4 protein-coding genes are annotated in these 2,681 nt (G+C 60.8%); all 4 read right to left on the reverse strand.

Annotation, left to right across the window (positions count from 1 at the left end):
* The coding region (locus ACE3UY_RS18325; RefSeq protein WP_374688926.1) for a type II toxin-antitoxin system HicA family toxin at positions 1 to 184 on the reverse strand (184 nt) is incomplete at its 3' end.
* 240 nt (positions 185 to 424) lie between these two features.
* Positions 425 to 1,021 (reverse strand): Uma2 family endonuclease, encoded by a 597-nt coding sequence (locus tag ACE3UY_RS18330; protein ID WP_374688927.1) that lies wholly within the window; start codon positions 1,019 to 1,021, stop codon positions 425 to 427.
* A gap of 45 nt (positions 1,022 to 1,066) precedes the next feature.
* Positions 1,067 to 1,774, reverse strand: coding sequence for a 2Fe-2S iron-sulfur cluster-binding protein (locus tag ACE3UY_RS18335; RefSeq protein ID WP_374688928.1), 708 nt, complete (start codon positions 1,772 to 1,774; stop codon positions 1,067 to 1,069).
* 90 nt (positions 1,775 to 1,864) lie between these two features.
* The coding region (gene fdhD / locus ACE3UY_RS18340; protein WP_374688929.1) for a formate dehydrogenase accessory sulfurtransferase FdhD at positions 1,865 to 2,681 on the reverse strand (817 nt) is incomplete at its 5' end.

Here is a 2,681-nt window from a genome sequence, read left to right on the forward strand (position 1 = left end):
ATGGCCTAGTGATGTCAAGGTCCTTGCATATCTTGAGCACCAGTGTGTCTTTAATTTCATTGTGACGTGGTACGGTTGACGTCTTGCTGCTATTCGGATTCCAGTAGACGGAATGCCTGCTGCCTTCACGTAACAATTCGCCCCCCTGTTCTTTGAGATGTTTGATCAGTGCACGGCGCTTCATGGCTAGACCGTGACCAGTAACTCCTCGCGAATGACTGTCGAACTACTAGAGGTTCGCTTCGAGATTTCACGATTTGCTTCAATGATTAGTTGGACCGCTTCCTTGAGGTTTTCCCGTGCCTCATCCAGGGTCTCGCCTTGCGTATTCGCCCCAGGCAACTCCTCGACGTAGGCGACCCACCACTCGTCAACTCGCTCGAATACGGCTGTAAATGTGAACATATCGCTTCTCATGACCAGTTTAGGCACTAGTTCCAAGGATTTCACGAACATTCAGGGCAACATCGGCGAAGGCCAGTGGCGACAGCATCTCGCCCGGCGCGTAGATGGTGATGGTGCGATAGCCGTCCGGCCGCGGCTCGCGGTAGACCTCAATTTGGCGGGCTGATAGGTTGACGATCCAGTAATCGGGGACGCCGGCCGAGCCATAGAGCGCGCCTTTGACGCGGCGGTCATAGCTCAATGACGTGTCGGCCACTTCAATGAGGAGCAGAATGTCCTCTGGTTGGGCGTGATGTTCGCTGTAAAAGTCCTCCCGAAACCGTAGGACTGCGATGTCGGGTTGCGGCAGACTCTCGCCACTCAACTGCACGGGATTCTGTACGCTGACAATCGCCTGCTTACCAAGAGCATTCGTCAGCACCCAGACCAGCCGATTTAGGGTCGATGTATGCGCAATGTTGATTGGACTCATTTCGGCGATCTCCCCCCAGAGCAATTCCACCCGGTCATCCTCGGCCAGCAGGCCGACCTCGGCCATCCGCAGGTATTCAGTCACCGTAAAGCGGCGGCGGGTGAACTCCACTTCGACGGTTGTTTCAACGGGTTCGGCGATCATAGTATCTCTCCATGCATCAGGCCTGGCGGAGCTAAGAAAAGGTCGCTATTCGCCGACGAGCGCCCGCTTCTTCCGTCCCCCGCGCCGCGTTTGGCGGAAGATCTCGTCCGGGTCGTAGCCCTCTTCCAGCATGGCCTGCCGCTTGGGCTTCAGGGCGTTAGTGGGGCAGACGCCGACGCACTGGCCGCAGAAGACGCAGGTCGTGTCGAGCATGCCGTCATCCATGAAGGTGCCGATGGTGGTGTGGAAGCCGCGGCCGTCGAAGTTCAGCGCGAAGGTATACTGCGCGTCCTCGGCGCAGACCTGGACGCAACGCCAGCAGTTGATGCACTTGTTGTAGTCGCGGATGTAGAACGGGTTGTCGTCGTAGACGGGCGTCTCGCGCCGCTCGAACGCTTCGAAGCGCTCCGGGTCGGCGTCATAGGCCAGGATGAGGTCTTGTAGGTGGGGCGCTTCGCTCAAATCCACGGTCGAGGCCAGCATCTCCAGGATAGTCCGGCGCGCCCGCCGCACGTCCTTCGTCTGGGTATGGACGACCATGCCCTGGCCGACGGGCGTCACACAGGCCGCCGCCTGGAGCCGCCGCCCTGCATCCACCGAGCACACCCGGCAGAGTCCGTTGGCCGTCAGGTACGGGTGATAGCAGACGACGGGAATCTCGATCCCGACTGAGGCCGCCGCCTTCAAGATCGTCGTCCCCGCCGGGACGGTCACTTCCTGGTCATCGATGGTCAATGTCACCATGTCGGTCATGAGACGCTCCACTGTTAGTTGACAGTTGTCAGTTGATAGTTGTCAGTTATCGGTACTTGCCAGCTCAGACTGAATACTGATAACTATCAACTAGTAACTGACTACTCTCTCCGGATGCGTATACACCCGCATCCGATCCTGGCGCAGGTAGGCGACGATCGTCAGGTTCCACGCCTCGGCCAGCGCCACGGAGAGGCTGGTCGGCGAGGTGCGGGAGCAAACGATGGGCGTTTCCAGCCGGCGCGCTTTGTTGATCATCTCGCTGCTGATCCGGCCGCTGCTGAGCAGCACGCGATCTTTTGTCGGCACGCCGGCCAGCAGCGCCGCCCCTTGCAGCTTGTCGAGGCAGTTGTGCCGGCCGATGTCCTCCACCTGGAGCAGAATGCGCTCCCGGTCGGCCAGCACGGCGGTGTGGATGCCGCGCGCCTCCTGGTAGAGCGCCGCGCCCAGGTGCAGTTGGCGCATGATGGCCGCCAGCTCCTCCGGCGTGGCCGTCAGGTCGCTCTGCAGCGGTGGGTAAACCTCCGATAGATCGTCGAACGTGACGCCGCCGCCACAACCGGCGGTGATGATAGCCCGCCGCGGCGGCCGGTACTCCATGTTGTGCAACCACACGTCCACACACGTCCGATCCTTGGAGACATGGCAGGCGCGTACCTCGTCCAGCCCGTTGATGACCCCCTCGTTGTAGAGGAAGCCCAGAGCCATCTCCGGCAGGTCGCGCGGCGTGCACATGAAGGTCGCCAGTTCCTCGCCGTTGAGCGTAATGCAGGCCAGCGCCTCCTCGACTACCGCGCCGTCCACCGCCTGGGGCGCGCCGCCGTTGAGGCTGAGGTAGTGGACGGGGAGCGCGCCCCGCCCGAACTCGCCTGGCTCGAACTGACTTAGCTTCATGTTAATCGTACCA

The sequence above is a fragment of the Promineifilum sp. (SeqCode) genome, assembly GCF_041918635.1.
Classification (GTDB): Bacteria; Chloroflexota; Anaerolineae; order Promineifilales; family Promineifilaceae; genus Promineifilum.

Coding starts and splice junctions, on each gene's coding strand:
- ACE3UY_RS18335 (WP_374688928.1), bottom strand. CDS start 1,774: ATGACCGACATGGTGACATTGACCATCGATGACCAGGAAGTGACCGTC.
- ACE3UY_RS18330 (WP_374688927.1), bottom strand. CDS start 1,021: ATGATCGCCGAACCCGTTGAAACAACCGTCGAAGTGGAGTTCACCCGC.